The organism is Nonomuraea sp. NPDC049725 (genome assembly GCF_040674795.1).
In the GTDB taxonomy this organism is placed as follows: Bacteria; Actinomycetota; Actinomycetes; order Streptosporangiales; family Streptosporangiaceae; genus Nonomuraea; species Nonomuraea ceibae.
On the sequence record NZ_JBFANJ010000006.1, the window covers coordinates 252,869 to 273,715 of the forward strand.

The 20,847-nt window shown below is 71.8% G+C and carries 21 protein-coding genes; 12 read left to right on the forward strand and 9 right to left on the reverse strand.

Annotated elements, in window-relative coordinates:
• Positions 1–33: 33 nt before the first annotated feature.
• On the reverse strand, positions 34–942 hold the full coding sequence (locus AB0J53_RS18095) for a 3-keto-5-aminohexanoate cleavage protein (RefSeq protein ID WP_364173344.1): 909 nt from the start codon (positions 940–942) through the stop codon (positions 34–36).
• Positions 943–1,035: 93 nt separating this feature from the next.
• On the reverse strand, positions 1,036–2,418 hold the full coding sequence (locus AB0J53_RS18100; RefSeq protein ID WP_364173347.1) for an extracellular solute-binding protein: 1,383 nt from the start codon (positions 2,416–2,418) through the stop codon (positions 1,036–1,038).
• A 328-nt stretch (positions 2,419–2,746) separates the two neighbouring features.
• Between AB0J53_RS18100 and AB0J53_RS18105 the strand changes: the two genes are divergently transcribed.
• From AB0J53_RS18105 to AB0J53_RS18115, 3 genes are read left to right on the forward strand one after another with little or no spacing between them, the layout of a single operon-like run.
• Positions 2,747–3,799 (forward strand): alcohol dehydrogenase catalytic domain-containing protein, encoded by a 1,053-nt coding sequence (locus tag AB0J53_RS18105; protein WP_364173350.1) that lies wholly within the window; start codon positions 2,747–2,749, stop codon positions 3,797–3,799.
• Entirely contained in the window at positions 3,796–4,653 is an 858-nt protein-coding gene (locus tag AB0J53_RS18110) for a sugar phosphate isomerase/epimerase family protein (protein ID WP_364173353.1), read from the forward strand. Before AB0J53_RS18105 ends, AB0J53_RS18110 begins: the two co-directional genes overlap by 4 nt.
• Positions 4,650–5,420, forward strand: coding sequence for an IclR family transcriptional regulator (locus AB0J53_RS18115; protein ID WP_364173356.1), 771 nt, complete (start codon positions 4,650–4,652; stop codon positions 5,418–5,420). Before AB0J53_RS18110 ends, AB0J53_RS18115 begins: the two co-directional genes overlap by 4 nt.
• A gap of 32 nt (positions 5,421–5,452) precedes the next feature.
• Here AB0J53_RS18115 and AB0J53_RS18120 read toward each other — a convergent pair whose 3' ends face one another.
• Entirely contained in the window at positions 5,453–5,743 is a 291-nt protein-coding gene (locus AB0J53_RS18120) for an antibiotic biosynthesis monooxygenase (RefSeq protein ID WP_219499911.1), read from the reverse strand.
• Between the two features lie 60 nt (positions 5,744–5,803).
• Here AB0J53_RS18120 and AB0J53_RS18125 point away from each other — a divergent pair, with 60 nt between their 5' ends.
• Positions 5,804–6,445 (forward strand): TetR family transcriptional regulator, encoded by a 642-nt coding sequence (locus tag AB0J53_RS18125; protein ID WP_364173359.1) that lies wholly within the window; start codon positions 5,804–5,806, stop codon positions 6,443–6,445.
• Positions 6,446–6,608: 163 nt separating this feature from the next.
• Positions 6,609–7,703 (forward strand): acyltransferase, encoded by a 1,095-nt coding sequence (locus AB0J53_RS18130; RefSeq protein ID WP_364173362.1) that lies wholly within the window; start codon positions 6,609–6,611, stop codon positions 7,701–7,703.
• On the opposite strand, the gene AB0J53_RS18135 is transcribed toward AB0J53_RS18130, so the two are convergent.
• The 3 genes from AB0J53_RS18135 to AB0J53_RS18145 form a co-directional block, all read right to left on the reverse strand.
• A complete protein-coding gene (locus AB0J53_RS18135; RefSeq protein WP_364173365.1) occupies positions 7,682–8,233 on the reverse strand; it encodes a dihydrofolate reductase family protein in 552 nt (183 codons plus the stop codon). The two genes, AB0J53_RS18130 and AB0J53_RS18135, sit on opposite strands and share 22 nt — an antisense overlap.
• Positions 8,234–8,342: 109 nt before the next feature.
• A complete protein-coding gene (locus AB0J53_RS18140) occupies positions 8,343–8,744 on the reverse strand; it encodes a hypothetical protein (protein WP_246643787.1) in 402 nt (133 codons plus the stop codon).
• 97 nt (positions 8,745–8,841) lie between these two features.
• Positions 8,842–10,236, reverse strand: coding sequence for an NAD(P)H-quinone dehydrogenase (locus tag AB0J53_RS18145; RefSeq protein WP_219499921.1), 1,395 nt, complete (start codon positions 10,234–10,236; stop codon positions 8,842–8,844).
• A 71-nt stretch (positions 10,237–10,307) separates the two neighbouring features.
• On the opposite strand from AB0J53_RS18145, the gene AB0J53_RS18150 reads away from it, so the two are divergent.
• A complete protein-coding gene (locus AB0J53_RS18150) occupies positions 10,308–10,760 on the forward strand; it encodes a gamma-glutamylcyclotransferase (RefSeq protein ID WP_219499922.1) in 453 nt (150 codons plus the stop codon).
• On the opposite strand, the gene AB0J53_RS18155 is transcribed toward AB0J53_RS18150, so the two are convergent.
• Positions 10,753–12,054 (reverse strand): MFS transporter, encoded by a 1,302-nt coding sequence (locus AB0J53_RS18155; protein ID WP_364173369.1) that lies wholly within the window; start codon positions 12,052–12,054, stop codon positions 10,753–10,755. The two genes, AB0J53_RS18150 and AB0J53_RS18155, sit on opposite strands and share 8 nt — an antisense overlap.
• Positions 12,055–12,164: 110 nt before the next feature.
• On the opposite strand from AB0J53_RS18155, the gene AB0J53_RS18160 reads away from it, so the two are divergent.
• The 6 genes from AB0J53_RS18160 (at position 12,165) to AB0J53_RS18185 (ending at position 18,434) form a co-directional block, all read left to right on the forward strand.
• Complete coding sequence (locus AB0J53_RS18160) at positions 12,165–13,145, forward strand: Lrp/AsnC family transcriptional regulator (RefSeq protein WP_219499924.1); 981 nt, start codon at positions 12,165–12,167, stop codon at positions 13,143–13,145.
• On the forward strand, positions 13,142–14,446 hold the full coding sequence (locus tag AB0J53_RS18165) for a M20/M25/M40 family metallo-hydrolase (protein WP_364173372.1): 1,305 nt from the start codon (positions 13,142–13,144) through the stop codon (positions 14,444–14,446). Before AB0J53_RS18160 ends, AB0J53_RS18165 begins: the two co-directional genes overlap by 4 nt.
• 2 nt (positions 14,447–14,448) lie before the next feature.
• A complete protein-coding gene (locus AB0J53_RS18170) occupies positions 14,449–15,252 on the forward strand; it encodes a purine-nucleoside phosphorylase (RefSeq protein ID WP_219499926.1) in 804 nt (267 codons plus the stop codon).
• Entirely contained in the window at positions 15,249–16,877 is a 1,629-nt protein-coding gene (locus AB0J53_RS18175; RefSeq protein ID WP_364173375.1) for a phospho-sugar mutase, read from the forward strand. The genes AB0J53_RS18170 and AB0J53_RS18175 overlap by 4 nt, the downstream gene beginning before the upstream one ends.
• A 68-nt stretch (positions 16,878–16,945) precedes the next feature.
• Positions 16,946–17,902 (forward strand): LysR family transcriptional regulator, encoded by a 957-nt coding sequence (locus AB0J53_RS18180; RefSeq protein WP_364173378.1) that lies wholly within the window; start codon positions 16,946–16,948, stop codon positions 17,900–17,902.
• On the forward strand, positions 17,892–18,434 hold the full coding sequence (locus AB0J53_RS18185) for a DapH/DapD/GlmU-related protein (protein ID WP_364173381.1): 543 nt from the start codon (positions 17,892–17,894) through the stop codon (positions 18,432–18,434). The genes AB0J53_RS18180 and AB0J53_RS18185 overlap by 11 nt, the downstream gene beginning before the upstream one ends.
• A gap of 24 nt (positions 18,435–18,458) precedes the next feature.
• Here AB0J53_RS18185 and AB0J53_RS18190 read toward each other — a convergent pair whose 3' ends face one another.
• Together AB0J53_RS18190 and AB0J53_RS18195 are read right to left on the reverse strand one after the other, a co-directional pair.
• Positions 18,459–20,297: an MFS transporter gene (locus AB0J53_RS18190; RefSeq protein WP_364173384.1), complete on the reverse strand. Its 1,839-nt coding sequence runs from the start codon at positions 20,295–20,297 to the stop codon at positions 18,459–18,461.
• A gap of 66 nt (positions 20,298–20,363) precedes the next feature.
• Positions 20,364–20,846 carry a GyrI-like domain-containing protein gene (locus AB0J53_RS18195; protein WP_364173387.1) on the reverse strand — a complete coding sequence of 161 codons (483 nt, stop codon included), beginning with the start codon at positions 20,844–20,846 and terminating at the stop codon, positions 20,364–20,366.
• Position 20,847: the final 1 nt, after the last annotated feature.

The window sequence follows — 20,847 nt, forward strand, 5'->3', positions numbered from 1 at the left end:
CCACGCCGCCGGAGTGGCCTGAGTACGGGCAACTCATGCGGTGGCCGCCGCCTGGACCGTTCCCGACCTGGCCGGCAGGCCGATGATCTCGCGGGCCTCGTCCGGCGTGGCCACCTCGCGCCCCATCGAGTGCGCGATCTTCACGATCTCGTCGACGAGCTCGGCGTTGGACCGCGACGGCCTGCCGTCGGGCAGGTACGGGTTGTCCTCCCAGCCGACGCGGACGTGGCCGCCGAGGCTCATGGCGAGGGCGAGCAGGCGCCACTGCATCTGGGAGTTCATGACGCTGCAGTTCCAGTTGACCCGGGGCGGCAGGTGCTTGACCAGGTAGAGCAGGGAGTCCTCGGTGGGAGGCGTCCACGCGCCGCCCGGCCAGCCCAGGAAGAGCGTCGTCCACACCGGGTCGTCCAGCAGGCCCTGCTCGCGGATGAACTCGAGGTTCCAGAACGCGCCGGTGTAGAAGGACTCCACCTCGGGCTTGACGCCGTGCTCCTGCGCCGCCTTGCAGAACGCCTCCAGCTCGGGGCGGGTGTGGATGGCGTACTGCTCGTTGGCGGGGTAGGCCGGGTCGGGCCGGAAGTACTCGTCGTGCACGTTGAAGGCGTACGACATCATGTCGGGACGCAGCTTCATGAGCGCGACCTTCTCCTCCAGCCGGGCGCTCGCGATGCCGAACTGGATGATGGCGTCGCGCTCGGCGCGGATGCGGTTCGTCAGGTCGGCCCAGCCGTCGTAGTCCGTGCGGGAGAGCTGACGCCCGTCCTCCTGGATCGAGTCCTCAAGGTAGTGCACGCCATGGTGGTGGACGAGGGCCGCGCCGGAGTCGATCGCCCGGACGTACTCGTCGGCTACGGCGGCCACGTCGTCGATCTTCGGCATCCCCTTGAACCCGGGGTACGACATGGTGCAGTCGACGGTTACCGTGATGATGACCTTGTCCATCAATGGCCTTTCTCGATTCCGGCCGCCGGGGGTGCGGCCGGTGTGGGGATGTGCGGGGGCGCCTCGTCCGCCCGGCGAGGCGCCGGGAACGTGCTAGGAGCGGGTCTTCATGTAGTCGTCCCAGTTCTTCTGGACCGCCTGGTTGTACTCCTTGGGGCTGGTGGCGCCCGACAGCAGCCGCTGGGCCTCGGAGCCCTGGAACGTCAGCATCGTCGGGGTGGGCCAGTCCTCCCAGGTGAACAGGCCGTTCTCGGTCGTCAGCCGCCCGTACTCGTCGACCATCTGCTTGAGCAGCGGGTCGTCGATCTTGGCCTGGGCGCCCGCCTTGGTGGCGGACGGGCGGCCGGCGGCGATCTGGGCCGCGACGGCCTCCTCGCCGGCGGTCACGTAGTCGATGAAGGCGGCGGCGCAGTCGGGGTACTTGCTCTTGGCGGAGATGCTGAAGGGCAGGCTGTAGCCGCCCACCGCCGCGTGCTTGCCGGTGTCGCCGGCCGGGAAGAGCATGAAGCCGGCGTCGTCGCCGAGGGCCTTGCCGATGTCGCCGAGCGCCCACGAGCCGGTGATGAAGAAGGCGGCCTCGCCCTTGCCGAACCGGTTGGTCGCGTCGGTGAAGCTCGTGGCCAGCGCGTCGGAGTTGAAGTAGCCCTTCTCCATCCAGGTGCGCATGTCGGTCGAGGCCTTGAGGTGGCCCTCGTCGTCGTAGGTGCTGCCGGCCTTGTTGTAGACCCAGTTGTTGATCGCCTCGGGGGCGACGTACCAGCCGTTGAACAGCGACAGGTTGTGCAGCGCCGGCCACTTCTCGGAGTCGCCGAGCATGACGGGGGTGACGCCGGCGGCCTTGGCCTTGTCGAGCGCCTGGAGGAAGGCGGTCTTGTCGTCCAGGGTGGCGGGGTCGGTGATGCCGATCTTCTTCAGGACGGCCTTGTTGTAGAACACGCCGACGTACTGGATGGCGGGCGGCAGGGCGACGAGGTTGCCCTCGCCGAGCTCCTTGCCGTCGGGCGAGAACTTGTTGACGGTGAGCGCGGACTCGGGGAACTTCTCGTTCCAGCCGAACGCCTGGGCGTAGGGGTCGAGGTTCAGCAGCAGCCCGGCCTTCCAGAGGGCGCCGTTGATCGCCCAGCCGGAGTTGCCCTGCATGACGTCGGGCGGGTTGTTGCCCGACATCACGAGCTTGATGGTGCTGGCGGACGAGGCCCAGTCCTTGATCTGCAGGTCGATCGTGACGTCGGGGTTGGCCGCCTGGAACGACTTGACCTGGTCCTTGAACCCGTTGGCGATGGCCTCGCCGGCCTCGGACATGCCCACGGTGAGCTTGATCTTTCCGTACTTGTCACACGAGGTGCCGACCTGGGCCGGCGTCGCGGCCGCCGTGGGCTGCGACGTCGTCGTGACGCCCGCGCAGCCTGTGGCGCCGACGGCGAAGGCCAGTGCGGTGCCCGCGAGGGCTACCGACGGGCGATGGTTTCGGAGCATGTTTCTCCTCGTGAATGAGGGGGACTCCCGTTGCCCCGCTGGTCTCATCCATCAGCTCGGCGACTGAAGCGATCGCCGCTGGCGGAGGCGATGTTGCATCTGACGAACCGTGTTGCACTCAAGGGGACGCTGGTGCTGCCTGACGTTAGAGCTGGGATTATTCGCATGTCAACCCCCCTTTAGCTGCGGTTTGCCCGGAATGCGGCGCGGTTCGCGCCTCCGCGATCTCGACAGCGTTGTTGCATGAGACTGACTACCGTTGCGAAATCTGCAACATTCAGGGATGCTGTCCGCCAGACCCGATCCCCCACCGGAGGAGGACGCCCCCGTGGAAACGACTCCGGCGACGGCGGCAGCGCAGGCGACCATGCAGGCGGCCGTGGCCACCGCCATCCCCAGCGAATGGCTCGATCTCGCACAGGTCCCGCGCCCCGTGCCCGAGGCCGACGACGACGTGGTGCTGCGCGTCCACGCGTGCGGCATCTGCGGCACCGACCTGCACGTGCTGTCCGGCCAGTCCTACCGGCCGGTGACCCCGTTCGTGCTCGGCCACGAGCCCGCCGGCGTCGTCGTCGACGCCGGGCCCGCGGCGCGGGAATGGCTCGGCCGCAGGGCCACGATCACGCTGTTCACCGGCGAGGGCTCGTGCGCGGCGTGCCGGGCCGGCGACGAACGGCTCTGCCCCGACCTCGTCTCGATCACCGGGGTGCTCGGCGTCTGGGGAGGATACGCCGAGTACCTGCGCGTCCAGGCGCGCCAGCTCGTCGAGGTGCCGCCGAGCCTGTCGTGGGACGACGCGGCCTCGCTGGTCGACGGCGGGGCGACCGCCGCCAACAGCGTCCGCGTCACGCTCGCCCGCGAACCGGGCCGCGTGCTCGTGCTCGGCGCCGGCCCGATCGGCCACCTCTGCGCCGAGCTGCTGCGGGTGCACGGCGTCCCCGTGCAGGCGGTCGAGCCCAACCCGTTGCGGCGCGAAGCCCTGCGGGCCATCGGCCACGACGTCGTGGACTCGGTCGAGGCCGCCGTCACGCCCGTGGACGCGGTCATCGACTGCACCGGCGCCCCCTCGGTCCTCATGCCCGGCCTGCACGCCCTCGCGCCGCACGGCGCCTACGTGCTCGCCGGGTACGCGCGGGTGCCCGACGTGGACTTCGCGATCGTCTCCCGCAAGGAGGCCGAGATCCGCGGGGTCAGGTCGGGCCGCCGCGAGGACCTCGAATCGATCATCACGCTGGCCGCGGCGGGCCGCATCCAGCTTCCCCGGATCGCCCGATGGCCGCTGTCCGCCGCGAACGACGCGCTCACCGCGCTGCGCTCCGGACAGGTGCCCGGCAAGGCGGTCATCGTCCCCGACAGCGTTTGGAAGGATGACACGACATGAAGATCGCCCTCGACCCCGCCATGCTTCAGGGCCGCCCGGTGGAACAGGCCGTCCACGCCACGGCCGAGGCCGGCTACCGCTACCTGGAGATGGGCAACCGCGACGACTTCATCCCGGCGTTCAAGCCGATGCACGCCTCCGCCGAGCAGCTGCGCGGCTTCCGGGAGGCCGCCCGCACGGCCGAGGTGGAGATCGTCTCCGTCGCCGTGATCCAGGCGTGGTCCAGCCCCGACGAGGAGATCCGCAAGCAGGCAGTCTCCTGGTGGCGCGACAACATCGCCGCCGTGGCCGAGCTCGGCTGCCGGCGCATCAACACGGAGCTGTCCGGCGACCCGAACCGGCCCGGCGAGTGCCGGGCGGCGTTCCTGCGCTCGATGGAGGAGCTGCTGCCGGTGCTCGACCGGGAGGACATGCACGTCACCGTCGAGCCGCACCCGTGGGACTTCATCGAGACCACCGCGGGCGCCATCGACCTGGTCAAGGAGGTCGGCAGCCCCCGGCTGCGCTACCTGCACTGCGTGCCGCACACGTACTACCTCGAAGGCGGCATCACCGCGCAGATCGAGCTCGCCCGCGGCTGGTTCGACCACGTGCACGTCGCCGACACCTTCCGGCCCGGGCGCACGATCATCAACCCTCCCGGCGTCTCGTGCCGCATCCACCAGCACTTCGACATCGGCCGCGGCGAGATCGACTGGGCGGAGGTGCGCAACGCCCTCGAATCAGTGGAATTCACCGGTATTCTGACCGTCCAGGTCTTCGGATGGGATGAACAGGCCGAGCAGTCCTTCAAGGCGAACCTGGACGCCGTGGCGCGGCTCTTCGGCCCAGACGGTGAACGGCTTCCTTCATGACGACGAAGCAGAGTCTCGAGTCTGCCCCCGCACCGGACGGCGAAAGCCGTACCGCCTCGCCGATCCAGCGCGCGCTGCGCGCCATCGAACTGCTGGCCGTGCAGCCCCTCACCGCCGCCGAGCTGGCCCGCGAGCTGGACGTCAACCGCAGCACCGCGCTGCGGCTGCTCGCCGAGCTCGTCGCCACCGGCTACATCGCGCGCAGCCCGGCGACCAAGCGGTACGCGACCGTCCCCGCGAAGTTCTACGGCCTGGTGCGGGCGCCGGAGACCGACTGGAGCCAGATCATCGACCCCGTCCTGGCGGCGGTCCGCGACGAGTGCGGCGACGCCACCATGCTCGCGGTCCCGGCCAACGACATGATGGTCTACCTGTCGTTCTTCCCGACCCGGCACATGGTGGCCGTCTCCGAGCAACTGGGCACGACGCGGCCGATCCACTGCTCGGCGCTCGGCAAGGCCTACCTGTCGGCGCTCGACCCCGACAACCTCGACGCCCACCTGGCCCGGCTGTCGTACGCCAGCGGGACCGAATGGGCCTCGAAGACCCCGGCCGAGCTGCGGCGCCGCGTGGAGGAGTCACGCAAGGCCGGCTACGCCGTGGATCGGGACGAGACCTTCGACGGGGTGCGGTGCGTGGCGGTGCCCGCCCGCATCCGGGGCAACCTGATCGGCGCGGCCGGGATCTCCGGGCCGTCCAGCCGGCTGCCCGACACCCGGATCGAAGAGCTGGGCGAATACCTGGCCGCGAGCCTGTCAGCCCTCTGACCTCGCCCCGGCCGGGCGCGGGGCCGGGCGGGTCAGTGCTCGTCCAGGATCTCGATCACCTCCGCCGTGACGTCGCGGGTCAGCGCGAAGCCGGCGACGGCCTCGGGGGTGCTGGGCACCGCCTCGCGGGCGGCCCGCAGGCTGTCGGCGGACTCCCAGCGCCAGACGCCGACCCACGTCCCGTCGTCGAGCCGGCCGAGGCGCGCCTCGGTGAGTCCGGGGACGACCGCCCGGGTGGCGGCGACGAGGTCGGCGTGCCGGGCCCGGAGCCGCTCGGCGTCGGCGGGGTCGGCCTGGAATCGGGTGACAGCGATGACCGGCATGACTGGACCTTCTCTCTAGAGTTGACTTCTAGTGACTGAATCTAGAGATAAACTCTAGCCATGAGTGATGTCAAGCGCGTGAGCAAGCGGACGCAGAAGGCGCAGGAGACGCGCCGGCGCATCCTGGAGGCCGCCCTGGAGCTGTTCGCGCGGGACGGCTACGGCGCGACGAACCTCCAGGACGTCGCGGCCCTGGCCGGGGTCGCGGTGCAGACGATCTACTTCGTCTTCGGCAACAAGCGCACCCTGCTGAAAGAGCTGGTCGACGTGACGATCGCGGGCGACGACCAGCCCGTGGCCACGATGGACCGGCCGTGGTTCACCGAGGCGCTGGCCGCCGCCACCGCCGATGACCTGCTGGCCGCCTACGTCACCGGCACGACCGCGATTCTGGAGCGGGTCGCCCCGATCGGCAAGGTCCTCGCCGGGGCGGCCGCGAGCGATCCGGAGGTCGCCGCCCTCTGGCCCGGCGAGGCGAACCCCCGCCACGCCGTCCACCGGAAGGCGGCCGAGGCGCTGACCGGCAAGCCGGGAGCGCGGGCGGACGTGCCCGCGGACGAGGCCGCCGACGTGCTCTACGCGCTGCTCAGCCCGGAGCTCTACCTGCTGCTCGTGCGCGAACGCGGCTGGCCGCGCGAGCGCTGGGAGCGCTGGGCCACCCGCACGCTGCGCGCCCAGCTCTGCTCGCCGCAGGGGGCCTGACCAGGCACGCGACGACCTCGGTGGTGCGGGCTGCCCGGCGGCCGTACCACCTGCTGTACCCCGGTTCCGGGTGCGTGCGGGAAAGACCCGTGGGGGCGCCGGCTGGTGTGCTTGATCACCGGCAGCCCACCCGGCGTCCCACGCCCGTCCCCGCGAGGTCATCGTGCCCCTCACGAACCACCCGGCCGCCGGTCACGGACGTCACCGTCTCCACCGTGAGCAGGCCAGGCGTGACCGGCTGTACGAGATCGACGCGCTGCGCATCAGCGCGGCCGTCGCGGTGGTCGTCTACCACTACGTCTTCTCCGGCCCGGAGAGCGGCGACAGCCCGCTCTCCTTCCCCGCCGCCGGCGAGGTCGCCAGGTACGGCTACCTGGGCGTGGACCTGTTCTTCATGATCAGCGGCTTCGTGGTGCTGCTCAACGCCTGGGACCGCGGGCCCCGGGCGTTCCTGGTGTCGCGGATCGTCCGCCTCTACCCCGCCTACTGGGTCGCCGTCACGATCACCGCCGTCGTGTCGGCGACCCTCTCCCAGGGGCAGTTCCCCGTCACGTTCGTCCAGTACGCCGCCAACCTGACGATGTTCAACGCCCTGCCCGACATCCCGAACGTCGACGTCGTCTACTGGACGCTGTGGGCCGAGATCAGGTTCTACGCGCTCATCCTCGCCCTGACCTGGTTCGGCGTGACGCGGGGCCGGGTGACCGCGATGCTGTGGGGCTGGCTGGCGCTCACGTTCCTGGTGCAGGCCGGCGTGCTGCCCGGGGTCGCCGACCTGGTGGTGCAGTCGGAGTTCGCGCACTACTTCATCGCCGGCATGGCCCTGTGCCTGGTCTACCGCGACGGCCTGACGCCGCAGCTCGGCCTGATCATCGGGCTCTGCCTGGGCAACGCGCTCCACCGGGGCGTCGCCTTCGCCGGCAAGGTCGGCGAACGCTACGGCACGGAGATCGCGCCGGTCGTCGTGGCGGCCGTCATCGTCGCGATCTTCGTGGTGATGACGCTGATCGCGCTGCGCGTCACCCGGCCGCTGGGCCGCCCCTGGTTCGCCGTGCCGGGCGCGCTGACGTACCCGCTCTACCTCGTCCACGCGCACGTCGGCTTCGTGATCTTCACCGGGCTGGGCGACCGCGTGCCGCCGTACGTCCTGCTGGGCGGCACGATCGCGCTGATGGGCCTGGTCGCGTACGCGATCCACGTGCTGGCCGAGCGGCCGCTGGCCGGGGTGCTGAAACGCTACTTGGCGACCGGCCGGTAGGTGGCGACGATCACGCCGCTCTTCATCACCTTGGTGTCGATCAGCTCGAACGTCGTGCGGACGTCGCTCAGCGGCGCGGACAGCGACGGCCCGCCCTCGAACACCGGGTGGATCCAGAGCCGGACCTCGTCCACCAGCCCGGCCTTGACCAGGGCGTGGGTGACCTCGCCGTAGCCGTACATGAGGATGTCGCCGCCCTCCTGGGCCTTCAGCGCGGTGACCGCCTCGACCAGGTCGCCCTGCAGCACCTCGGTGTTCTTCCAGGTGGGGTCGGTGAGGGTGGTCGAGGCCACGTACTTCTTGACGTTGTTGAAGTAGGCGGCGCCCGTCTCCGGGTCGTTCTCGTCCCGCTCGGGCCACGTCGCGGCGAAGCCCTCGTAGGTGCGCCGGCCCATGAGCAGCGCGTCGGCCGCCGCGGTCTGCTCACCGGCGAGCGCGCCGGCCTCCTCGTCGAAGTACGGCATGGTGAAGGCGGGGTCCTCGATGGCGCCGTCGAGGGACATGTAGGTCGAGCTGATGAGCTTGCGCATGATGGCTGTTCTCCAGGTCCGTGTCGCGTTTCCTTGTGACACCTGAAGTCTGCCGGACGCCGCTTACGCTTCCCTTCAGGGCGCCTTACGACGGCCGTGAACCCGGAGGTCAGATCTCCTTGGCCTCGCGGCCGTGCACGATCAGCGCGTAGATGACCAGCACGTCGACCGCGATGACGGCCAGCGACCACCACGGGTTCACGCCGATCCAGGTGAGCTGGGTCATCGCGTTCAGCATGACCAGCACCACGGCGACCACCCGGGCCCACGTCTGCCCGACGGTCACCGCCAGCCCGGCGAAGAACAGCACGATGCCGAAGAGCAGGTGCAGCCATCCCCAGGTGGACACGTCGAACAGCAGCAGCCGCAGCGGCGTGCGCACGTAGACGTCGTCGTTGATGACCGCCGACAGCCCGCCGATGATGTTGAACACTCCCGACATGATCATCAGAAGGCCGGCGAACCACACCCAGCCCACCCAGCCCGTCACGGGCCTGCTCTGATAAGTCATGACTCCCCCCGAAGTCTTCCGCCCCTGCCTGCGCAGAGACTGTGACCTGGACATTCCCCCCTATGGCGTCATTCATCCAGGCTTCGGGGGCCGGGGGTCAGATGCCGATGGACGCCTCGGGCTGCATGAGCCGGCGGGCCGCCTCGGTGATCGAGCCCGACAGCGACGGGTAGACGGCGAACGTGTGGGCGAGCTGCCCGACCGTCAGTCGCTGCTGCACCGCCACCGACACGGCCAGGATCAGCTCCGAGGCCCGGGGCGCCACGACGACGCCGCCGAGCACGATGCCGGTGTGCGGGCGGCAGAACAGCTTGATGAAGCCGTCGTTGAAGCCCGACATCTTGGCCCGCGCGTTGGTCGCCAGCGGCAGCTTGACCACGTTCGCCTCGATCTCACCGGCTTCGATCGCCCGCTGGGCGACGCCGACGGCGGCGATCTCCGGGTCGGTGAAGATGTTGGAGGCCACCGTGGCCAGCCGGAGCGGCTGCACGGCCTCGCCGAGCGCGTGCCACACGGCGATGCGGCCCTGCATGGCGGCGACGGAGGCGAGCATGAGCACGCCGGTGCAGTCGCCGGCCGCGTAGACGCCGGGCGCGGAGGTGCGCGAGACCTTGTCGACCTTGACGAACCCGCCCCGGTCGAGCTGGACGCCGGCCTCCTCCAGGCCGATGCCGCCGGTGTTGGGCACCATGCCGACGGTCATGAGCGCGTGGGAGCCCTCGGCGGTGCGGCCGTCCTCCAGGGTGACGACGACGCCGTCGGCGGTGCGCTTGACGGAGGAGGCGCGGGTGCGGCCCATGACGTTCATGCCGCGGCGGCGGTAGACCTCTTCGAGCACCTCGGCGCCGTCGGCGTCCTCGTTGGGCATCATGCGGTCGCGGCTGGAGACCAGCGTGACCTCGGCCCCGAGCGAGCGGTAGGCGCCGGCGAACTCGGCCCCGGTGACGCCGGACCCGATGACGATCAGGTGCTCGGGCAGCTTGTCGAGGTCGTAGAGCTGGCGCCAGTTGAGGATGCGCTCGCCGTCGGGCTCGGCGCCCGGCAGGATGCGCGGGGTCGCGCCGGTGGCGATCAGGACCACGTCGGCGCGGATGGTGCGGTCACCGGCCTTGACCACCTGCGGGTCGACGAGCCGGCCCCGGGCCTTGATGATCTCGACGCCCTCGGCCTGGACGCGGGTGGCGATGTCGGCCGACTGCGCCTGGGCGAGCTCCTTGACGCGCTTGTTGACCAGCGGCAGGTCGACGTGCGCCGCGCCGATGTCGCCGTCGGCGCCGCCGGTGAAGGCGACGCCCAGCGACGGCGCGTCGAGCAGCGCCTGCTTGCGGACGGAGGTGGCGATCAGCGTCTTGGAGGGCACGCAGTCGGTCAGCACGCAGGCGCCGCCGGGGCCGTCCTGCTCGACCATCGTGACTTGCGCGCCTAGTTGCGCGGCCACCAGCGCCGCCTCGTAGCCGCCTGGTCCGCCACCGATGATCGCAATCCTCGTCACGTTCCCATTGTCCCGCATCGCCTGAGCTGCTGACGAACGGGGCGGGCCACCGCGCGCTACTCTTGGCTGCTGTGCCTGTTTACGCCGCCTACGGCAGCAACATGGACCCGGAGCAGATGGCCATGCGCGCCCCTCACTCCCCGGTGCGGGGCGTGGGCTGGCTGCCCGGCTGGCGTCTGACCTTCGGCGGGGAGATCTTCGGCTGGGAAGGCGCGATCGCCACCATCGTGGAGGACCCGGAAGACCACGTCTTCGTCGTCCTCTATGACGTGCCTGAGTTCGACGAGACCTCGCTCGACCAGTGGGAGGGCGCCTCGCGGGGCCTGTTCCACAAGGTGCGGCTGCGGGTGCAGACGCTCGACGGCGAGGTCGTGGCCTGGGTCTACGTGCTCGACGGCTACGAGGGCGGCCTGCCGTCGGCGCGCTACCTCGGCGTGCTGGCCGACGCCGCCGAGCGGGCCGGCGCGCCCGACGACTACGTCAAAGAGCTGCGCGGCCGGCCCTGCAAGAGCTCGCCTAGCTGAGCGGCTGGTCCTTCGTCTCCTTCAGCGCGAACACGTACACCAGCGTGGAGATCAGCGCGAGCGCGGACATGTACCAGGGGAACAGGTAGGAGGCGTCGGCGTCCTTCATCGCGGTGCCGATCAGCGGCGCCGTGCCGCCGAAGATCGCCACGGTCAGCGAGTACGGGAAGCCCGCGCCGGCCGCCCGGACCCGGGTCGGGAACAGCTCGGAGTTCACCGCGGCCGAGATCGAGGTGAAGCAGCCGAGGAAGACCATGCCGATGAGCTGGATGACCAGCAGGCTGGCGAACGCGTCGGTCAGCAGGCCGAGCAGCGGCACCGGCAGGATCGTGAACCCGAGGCCGAAGGTGATCAGCATCGGCTTGCGCCCGACCTTGTCCGACAGCATGCCGAGCAGCGGCTGCAGCACCATGAAGAAGACCAGCGAGATCGTGCCCACGGTGAGCGAGTCGGCCTTGTCGAAGTTCACGTTCTGCTGGGCGTAGGTCGGCAGGAACGTGGTCCACGTGTAGTAGGCGACGGTTCCGGCGATCGTGATGCCGACGATGAGCGCGGCCTTGGTCGGGTAGCGCACCAGGAACTCGAAGAGCTTGGGCCGCTCGGCCCGGCCTTCCTGGATGTCGGTGGCGACGGTGCTGGTCTCCTCGGCGCCCTTGCGGATCCACAGGCCGACGAGGCTGATCAGCGCGCCGAACAGGAACGGGATGCGCCAGCCGTAGGAGTCCATGGCCGATTCGGCGAGCAGCGTGGCGAGCAGCGCGGCCAGGCCGGAGGCGAGGAGCTGGCCGATGGTGGTGCTCACGTACTGGAAGCTGGAGAACAGGCCGCGGCGGCCGGGCGGCGCCGACTCGACGAGGAACGTGGTGGCGGCGGCGAACTCGCCGCCCACCGACAGGCCCTGGATCAGCCGCGCCAGCGTGAGGATGATCGGCGCGAGCACGCCGGCCTGCGCGTACGTGGGCGTCACGGCGAGGATCAGCGACCCGACGCCCATCAGGATGATCGTGAACGTCATCGCCGCCTTGCGGCCGAACCGGTCGGCGAACGCGCCCACCAGCAGGCCGCCCAGCGGGCGCATGAAGAAGCCGACCGCGAACACGGCGAACGCGCTGAGCACCGGGACCAGGGGGTTGCCGCTGTCGGGGAAGATCTGTTGCGAGAAGTACACCGCCAGGAACGAGTACGCGTACCAGTCGTACCACTCGACGACGTTGCCGACGCTGGCGGCGAACAACTGGCGGACGCGGCTCTTCGGAATGCCGATGGGCGATGAGGCAAGGGGGGAGGTCGCCACGTGGGCTCCTTTGCTGAACAGAGCGGAGATGGCCTACTGTGCATTCGGACGACCGAAACAGTCAAATATCTCGCCATATATTTACGAACCCGACACAGATAAGGCTCTCTGTGGATGTTCTCGACCGGCGGCTGATCGCCGCACTCCAGGTCAGCCCCCGCGCCCCCTGGGGCGAGATCGGCCGGGCGATCGGCGAGCACGAACGGACCGTCGCCCGCCGCCTGCAACGGCTCCTGGCCGAGGGCGTGGTGCGCGTCACCGCCATCTACGACGACCTGCGCTCGGGTCACGGCCGTCCCGTCCACCTGCACGCCCAGGTGCGCCCCGGCATGGCGCGCAAGGTCGCCGAAGCCCTCGCCGCCCGGCCCGACACCCGGTCCGTCTACTCCCTGACCGGCGCAACCGACGTCGGCAGCGAGCTCGTCGCCCCCTCCCGCGAGGACCTGCACGACATCCTGTCCGCGCAGATCAGCGCCATCGACGGCGTCGCCCAGACGCAGACCCAGGTCGTCCTGCACACCTTCCGCACCGTCGCCGAATGGCACGCGCCCTACCTCACCGAGCAGGAGGTCGCCGAGCTGCGGCCCCCGCCGCCCGCCGAGTGCCTGCCCGACGAGGACGGCCTGTCCCCGCTGGAGCAGGAGATCGCCGAACTGCTGGCCGCCGACGGGCGGATCGCGTTCACCACGATCGCCGACCGGCTCGACCTGTCCGTGCCGACCGCCCGGCGCCGCGTCGCCTCCCTGCTCGAACGGCGGGTGCTGCTCCCCCGGGCCGAGGTCGAGCCGGCGCTGATCGGCCTGGCCGTCGAGGCCCAGCTCTGGCTCAAGGTCCGCCCGTACGGGCTGGACCGGGTCGGGCAGACGCTGGCCGCGCACCCCAACGTGCGCTACTGCGCCGCCACCACCGGGACGCACGCGCTGATCGTCCAGGTCGCCACCGCACACGAGGCCGACCTGTACCGGTTCCTGTCGGGCGTCGTCGGGTTGCTCGACGAGGTCACCGACGTCAATGTCACTCTCATAACCCGCGCCTACAAGCGCGGGCATCTGCACAAGTCCGGCCTGCTCACCTTGGAGAGAACACCATGACCCCTGCCGAGCACGAGGTAGCCGACCTCTGCGTGGAGCTCATCCGCGTCGACAGCAGCAACTACGGGGACGGCTCCGGCCCCGGCGAGCGGGCCGCGGCCGAGGTGGTGATGGCGAGGCTGGCCGAGGTCGGCGTCGAGGCCACCTACATCGAGAGCGCCCCCGGCCGGGGCAACGTGATCACCCGCGTCGAGGGCTCCGACCCGTCGCTCCCGGCCCTGCTCGTGCACGGCCACCTCGACGTGGTCCCCGCCAACGCGGCCGACTGGACCGTCGACCCGTTCGCCGGCGAGGTGCGCGACGGCTACATCTGGGGCCGGGGCGCGGTCGACATGAAGGACATGGACGCGATGATGCTGGCCGTGCTGCGCCAGCTCAAGCGCGAGGGCCGCAAGCCGCGCCGCGACCTGGTGTTCGCCTGGGTCGCCGACGAGGAGGCCGGCGGCGTCTACGGCGCCAAGCACCTGACGAAGCACCACCCCGAGCTGTTCGAGGGCGTCACCGAGGCGATCAGCGAGGTCGGCGGCTACTCGCTGGAGGTCGACCCGTCGCTGCGGCTCTACCTCATCGAGACCGCCCAGAAGGGCCTGGCCTGGATGAAGCTGATCGCCGACGGCACCGCCGGGCACGGCTCCATGCTCAACTCCGACAACGCGGTCACCGAGATCGCCAAGGCCGTGGCCAGGATCGGCGCCCACGACTGGCCGATCACGCTCACGCCGACCGTGCGCCGCTTCCTCACCGAGGTCGCCGACGCGTTCGGGCTGCCGTTCGACGAGACGGACCCGGCGCCCATCCTGGACAAGATCGGGCCGCTCGTCCGGTTCGTCGGCGCCACGCTCAACCACACCGCCAACCCGACCCAGCTCGACGCCGGCTACAAGTCGAACGTCATCCCCGGCCAGGCCACCGCCGTGGTCGACGGGCGCTTCCTGCCGGGCCACGAGGACGACTTCTTCAAGACCATCGACACGCTCATCGGGCCGAAGGTGCGCCGCGAGTTCGTGCACCACGACATCGCGCTGGAGACCACGTTCGACGGCGCCCTGGTCGAGTCGATGATCGAGGCGCTCAAGGCCGAGGACCCGACCGCCCGCGCGGTGCCCTACTGCATGTCGGGCGGCACCGACAACAAGACGTTCTTCGCCGACCTGGGGGTGCGCGGGTTCGGCTTCGTGCCGCTGCGGCTGCCCGCGGACATGGACTTCGCCTCGATGTTCCACGGCGTGGACGAGCGGGTCCCGGTCGAGGCCCTGCAGTTCGGGGTGCGGGTCCTGGACAGGCTCCTCCTAAACTACTAAGGGTGACTAACGACCCGTACACCCTGGCCGGGGAGGCCGCCGCGGCGCTGAAGGCCGCGGCCGGTCTCGACACCTTCGACGTGGCCCTCGTGATGGGCTCCGGCTGGGTGCCGGCCGCCGACGCGATCGGCGCGACGGTCGCCGAGATCCCGTTCACCGACCTGCCCGGCTTCTCGGCGCCCGCCGTGGCCGGGCACGGCGGCAAGATCCGCGTCATCCGCACCGACGGCGGCCGCCACGCGCTGGTCTTCCTCGGCCGCAGCCACCTGTACGAGGGCCGCGGCGTCGACTCCGTCGTGCACGGCGTCCGCACCGCCGCGGCGGCCGGGGTGCGCACGGTCGTGCTGACCAACGCGGCGGGCGGCCTGCGGCCCGAGACGCAGAAGGTCGGCGACCCCGTCCTGATCAGCGACCACATCAACCTGACCGGCGTCAACCCGATCACCGGCACCACGTTCCTCGACCTGACCGAGGTCTACTCCAAGCGGCTGCGCGAGCTGGTCCGCGAGATCGACCCGAGCCTGGACGAGGGCGTCTACGTGGCCTTCCGCGGCCCCACCTACGAGACGCCCGCCGAGATCCGCATGCTGCGCACGCTGGGCGGCGACATGATCGGCATGTCCACCGTGCTGGAGGCCATCGCGGCCCGCGAGGCCGGGCTGGACGTGCTCGGCGTCTCGCTGGTCACCAACCCCGGGGCCGGGCTGGCGGGCGACCCGCTCGACCACGAGGAGGTCCTGGAGGTCGGCCGCGCCACCGCCACCCGGATGGGCGAGCTGCTGGCCAAGGTGGTCGACCGGCTGTGAGCCTCACCGATCGGGCCCGCGCCTGGCTGGCGCAGGACCCCGACCCCGACACGCGCGCCGAGCTGTCGGCCCTGCTGGAGCGCGGCGACACCGCGGCCCTGCGCGACCGGTTCGACGCCAAGCTGGAGTTCGGCACCGCCGGGCTGCGCGGCGAGCTCGGCGCCGGCCCCAACCGGATGAACCGGGTCACGGTCATGCGCGCCGCCGCCGGGCTCGCCCGGGTGCTCGGCCCCGGCAAGCACGTGGTGATCGGCTACGACGCCCGCCACAAGTCCGACGTGTTCGCCCGTGACACGGCGGCCGTGCTCACCGGCGCCGGGCTGCACGCCTCGCTGCTGCCCGGCCCGCTGCCCACGCCGGTGCTCGCCTTCGCCGTGCGCCACCTCGACGCCGACGCCGGCGTCACCGTCACCGCCAGCCACAACCCGCCGCGCGACAACGGCTACAAGGTCTACTGGGGCGACGGCTCCCAGATCGTGCCGCCGATCGACAGCGAGATCTCCGCCGCCATCGACGCCGTGGGCCCGGTGGACGAGCTGCCGCTGCACGGCCCCGGCTCGCTGACGGAGCTGGGCGACTCCATCGTCGACGACTACATCGACGCGGTCGTGGCGCTGCCGCTCGGCGACGCCCGCGACCTGCGCGTGGCCTACACGCCGCTGCACGGCGTCGGCTCCGCCACGCTGACCGGCGCCTTCCTCGCGGCCGGGTTCGAGACCCCGATGGCCGTGGAGGAGCAGCGCAACCCCGACCCGGACTTCCCCACCGTGGCGTTCCCCAACCCGGAGGAGCCGGGCGCGATGGACCTGGCCGTCGCCCTGGCCCGCAAGCTGGGCTCCGACCTGGTGCTGGCCAACGACCCCGACGCCGACCGCTGCGCCGTGGCCGTGCCGCTCGGCGACGGCGCGTTCCGCATGCTGACCGGCGACGAGGTGGGCGGCCTGCTCGCCGAACACGTCATCACCCACACCACCGGCGACCGCATGGTGGCGACCACGATCGTCTCCTCGACCCTGCTGTCCAAGATCGCCCACGCCCACGGCGTCCGCTACGGCGAGACGCTGACGGGCTTCAAGTGGATCATCAAGGCGGGTCCCGGCCTGGTCTTCGGCTACGAGGAGGCGATCGGCTACAGCGTCGGCTCGGCCGAGGGGCTGCCGGTGCGCGACAAGGACGGCATCGGCGCCGCCCTCACCGTCGCCGCCGTCGCCGCCGAGGCCAAGCGCGCCGGCCGCACGCTGCTGGACCTGCTCGACGACCAGGCCCGCCGCTACGGGCTGCACGCCACCTCGCAGCTCTCCGTCCGGGTGGACGACCTGTCGCTGATCGCCGGCGCCATGTCCCGCCTGCGCGCCGCGCCCCCGTCCGAGCTCGGCGGCCGTACGGTGACGCGGGTCGACGACCTGAGCCGGGGCGACGGCGGGCTGCCGCCCACGGACGGGCTCCGGTTCACGCTGTCGGGCGACGCCCGCGTGGTGGTCCGCCCGTCGGGCACCGAGCCGAAGCTCAAGTGCTACCTGGAGGTGGTGGTCCCGGTGACCGGCGAGGTCGCCGAGGCCCGCGCCGAGGCCGACCGCGAGCTCGCCGCGCTGAAGACCGACGTGGCGGAGGCGCTGGGCCTCTGACCCCGGGGCGCGCACAACCGGTGCCCAGCCGGACACAACCATCGGTTGTGCGCCCCTAGGGTGTCCGCGTGGACACCGAGGCATGGCGATCGTTCGTCCGGGCGGCCGAGCTCGGGCAGGTGCAGCAGGCCGCCGACGAGCTGGGCGTGAGCCAGCAGGCGGTCTCCAAACGGATCGCCGCCCTGGAGCGCGAGCTGGGGGTCCGGCTGTTCGCCCGCACCCCGCGCGGGGTCGAGCTGACACTCGACGGCCAGGCGTTCCTCCCGCACGCGCGCGGCGTCGTCGCCGGGATCGACCGCGCCGTCGCCGCGGTCAGGCCGGGCTCGCGCGCCCTGCGGATCGACGTCCTCGGCCGGCGCAGCGCGCAGGCCGTCGTCCTGCACGACTACTGGCGCGCCCGCCCCGGGACCGACCTCGACGTGGTGACGCTCCGGGTCGACGACCCGCGCGCGGCCGCCGCCGCCGTCGAGGCCGGCGAGGTGGACGCCTCGTTCCGCGCCGTCACCGACCCGGCCGCGCTGCCACGCGACCTGCGCATGATCCACGCGTTCTCCTCACCCCTGCAGCTCCTCACCGGTCCGCGCCACCCGCTCGCCGCCGCCCGCCGGCTCACGCCGGCGCAACTGCGCAAGCACCGGATCTGGATGCCCGGCATCGCGCCCCGCAGCGAGTGGTCGGAGTTCTACGACGAGCTCGCCACCGCGTTCGACCTGCGGATCGACGCGGCGGGCCCGCACTTCGGCGACGAGGTGCTGCTCGACGCCCTCGCCGACTCCGCCGACGTCGCCACCCTCGTCGGGGAGCGCGACCGGTACGTGTGGCCGGCGGGCCACGACCTGCGCCGCATCCCCATCGCCGGCCCGGCCCTCGTGTATCCGCTCTCGCTCATCCTCCCCCGGGCCAATCCGCACCCGGGACTGCACGGGATCATCGCCCACCTCGCGAGCCTGCCGGGGCCGCCCGAGCCCGCCTGGCTGCCGTCCTGGGCCGCTGCGACACACGGGGAGGTGGGCCATGCCCGGTGACCGGCTGATGCGCGTCCACAGCCCCGAGTTCCTGGCGATGGCCGAGCGGGTCCGGCGCGCCACCGAGCTGACCTCCCGGCTGAACGTGCTGCCCTTCGAGGACGAGGCGGGCAAGGCGGAGCTGTTTGAACGGCTTCTGGGCAAGCCCCTGCCGGAGCGGGTCACGATTTATCCGCCTTTCTACACCGACCACGGCCTCAACCTCGACCTCGCCGAACGCGTGTTCATCAACCAGAACTGCACGTTCCTCGACTACGCCGGCATCAGGCTCGGCCACGGCGTGATGATCGGCCCCAGGGCCACGCTCATCACCGTCGGCCACCCCGTCGACCCCGAGGAGCGGCGGCACTGGCTGACCGGCGGCCCCATCGACGTGGCGGACAACGTGTGGATCGGCGCCGGCGCCACCATCCTGCCCGGCGTCAGCATCGGCCGCGACGCCGTGGTGGCCGCCGGCGCCGTCGTGGCCGACGACGTGCCACCGGCCACCCTGGTGACCGGCGCCAAGGCGGCCGTGCACCGGCACTGGTGAACGCCCCCTCCCGGGCTCCCATGCTCACGCCTTCGGCGCCCGCCCAGGCAGCCGGGCGAACCCCGCGGCAGCGGCCAGCACCACAGCCGCCACCACCCACCACGCCGCCCCGGCCCCGAGGCCCATGGCCAGCGGCGCCAGCGTCAGATTCGCCAGAGCCGCACCCCCGGACCCGGCCAACGACGAGGCCGAGGCCACGGTGGCCCGCTCGTCCGAGCCGACTCGATGGTGAGCCAGCTCCGCCCTGAGCACGCCGTACGCTCCCAACCCCACGAAGAACCCCACGTAGGGCACACCCGCCAGCACCACCCCCGCCACGCCCCCCATGCCGACGGCCGCCGCCCCGCCCAGCCCACCCAGCGCGACCGCCGCAACCAGCAACCCACCCACCGCCCCCCGCACCGACCCCCGCACCGTCCCCTGCGACGTCCCCCGTCCCATGTCCCCGCCCCGGACAGTCCCGCCCTCCGGGGCCGCGCCGCCCTTCCCGGCCGGCTCACCCTCCCGGGTTTCCCCACCGTCCGGAGCCGCCGCTCCGCCCCGAGCAGCCCCACCATCCCCGGCCAGTTCGGCGCTCCGGGTGGCCGCGCTGTCCTGGGCTGCCGCGCCGCCCCCGGCCAGTTCGGCGCGCCGGGTGACCGCGCTGTCCTGGGCAGCCCCACCGTCTCCCGCCAGTTCGGCGCTCCGGGTGGCCGCGCTGTCCTGGGCTGCCGTGCCGTCCCCGGCCTCCGTACCCCTCCGGACCGCCGAAGCGGGGTCGGCAGTCGCAGAGGCGGGGCCACCCGCAGGGCAGTGGGCCGCCGTAACGGGGCCGGGGGCCGTAGCGGCGTCGGCTGCCGTAGCGGGATCGGGGACCGTAGCGGGGAGGCCGGTCGTAGCGGGGAGGGCGGTCGTAGCTGGGCGGGTGGGGGTGAGGTGGCGGGCCAGGGTGGGAGCGAGGGCGCTGCCCAGGGCGCTGCCGGCGAAGCCCAGGGCGGACACGATCGCGTAGGCGGTGGCTCCCCCTTCACCCGAGCCGGTGAGCTCGGCCAGGTGGCCGGGCACCAGCAGCTCGATGCAGGTGAGCGCCATCCCGACCACCGCCGCGACCAGCACCAGCCGCCGCAGCGGCCCGTCATGCACCGCGACCCGCACCCCGGCTGCCACCGTGACCGGCACGCCGCGCAGCACCACCGCCACCGAGGCAGGCGGCCGGGGCGGCTCCGGCATGGCGATCAGCACGACCACCAGCCACACCAGCGCGGCGACCGCCCCGAGCAGCGCGGGCAACGCCAGCGGGTCGAGCCACCCGGCCCCCGCCATGCCGGTCCCCATACCGGTCCCCATGCCAGCCTCCATGCCGGTCCCCACGCCGGTCCCCACGCCGCTGTCCATCCCGGCGGCTTCGGCTGCGAGCGGGAGGAAGCCGCCCGCCAGCACGCCGACGCCGAGCGCGACGTCCTCCATGACGTGCCCGCGTGACAGGCCGGGCCGCAGGTCGGCGCCGGGCCCCTCGACGGCGTGCAGCGTGTCCACGAACCACGCCTCCGCGGGCCCGCTGGACAGCGCCCGCGCCACTCCCAGCACCGCGCCGGCCACCGTGAACGCCCACCAGGTGCCCGCCACCGCGAGCAGCACCAGCGCGAGGGCGGTGCAGGCGGCGGAGGCGGCGAGCACCACCCGGCGCCCCACCACGTCGGCCAGGCCGCCGGTGGGCAGCTCCAGCCCGGCGATGACCAGGGAGTAGACGGTCATGACCACGCCGACCTGCACGATGGTCAGGCCCCGGTCCAGCATGAGCAGCACCAGCGGCGCGATCATCAGCCCGGCGGGCAGCCAGGTGAGGAAGCTGACGAGGGCGTAACGGCGGCACACGTCGTCCATGCCGTCACCCTAGACCGCAAAGCAAATTTTGCAAAGAGAATTTTGCGGCCTAGGGCCTGGAAGCCGTCAGGCCAGTTTGAACTGCAGCTCGGTCTCCCACTTGTTCATGTCGGGCTGCTCCTCCGGGTTCGTGTGGTAGAGCTCCAGGCGGCTGTCCCAGTGCTCGCCGTCCGGCTCCTCGCTCATGGCGAAGCGCAGCCCCCGCTCACGCGCCCAGTCGAGCAGCTCGCCGGTGACGGCCATGAGGCCGTCGGGGTGGCCGACGTGGGTGCTCCGGACGTAACGGCCCGCCGGGAGCACCCCGGCGACGAACTCGCCCTCGCCCGCCACCGGCTCGTGCACCGGCACCCCGGCCTCCACCACCAGGTCGCCGTCCAGGTCGATGACCAGGTAGCGGAAGAACGGCCCGCCGGCGGGCGGCGTGCCCCGCTCGGCCAGCCGGCCGTACAGCTCGCCGATCCGGTCGGCGACCAGGTGGAAGGTCGTCATGGTGATGGTCTTGCGGATCCCGAGGTAGTGACGCTCGGGACACTCGATGATCTCTGGCATG